Source organism: Pantoea sp. 18069, assembly GCF_902706035.1.
Classification (GTDB): Bacteria; Pseudomonadota; Gammaproteobacteria; order Burkholderiales; family Burkholderiaceae_C; genus Comamonas.
On the sequence record NZ_CACSJA010000136.1, the window covers coordinates 1 to 406 of the forward strand.

Below are 406 nucleotides of genomic sequence, written 5' to 3' on the forward strand. Positions count from 1 at the left end.
GGCTTAAACGCTTTTCAAACTCTTGTGTAAGCTCCTTTAAAGCTCTTTCGTGTCCTAGTTCTAAATTTTGTATATGTTTTTGATGTTGCTCTATTTTCGCTTGTAATTCGTTTTCTTTCGATTTTAACTCTTTAGCCTTGTCTTGTATCTCTTTTTCTTTTTTTTTCAATTCTAGGGCCATTTGCGTTAATTTATGCTCTTGTTCTTGTATTCTTTGAAGCAATGCTTTTTCTTGTTCTTTAAATTGAGCGTAAGTTTTATAATCTTGTATGTATTGGGGTTGCTTTTCGTTATTCTCGTAGCGATTAGCTCCACGCTCCATTTTTAAACTTTGTGCGGTTAGGGTTTGTATTTTGCTAAGATTGGCTTTATTCAAACTTGCTTCACGCCTAGCAAGTTGTAAGCC

General features: G+C 34.5%; 1 protein-coding gene. It reads right to left on the minus strand.

The genetic code is table 11. From position 1 onward, the window contains the following. Window positions 1-406 (minus strand): hypothetical protein (locus GVL12_RS25905; RefSeq protein WP_368855052.1); only part of this gene is annotated, 406 nt, incomplete at both ends.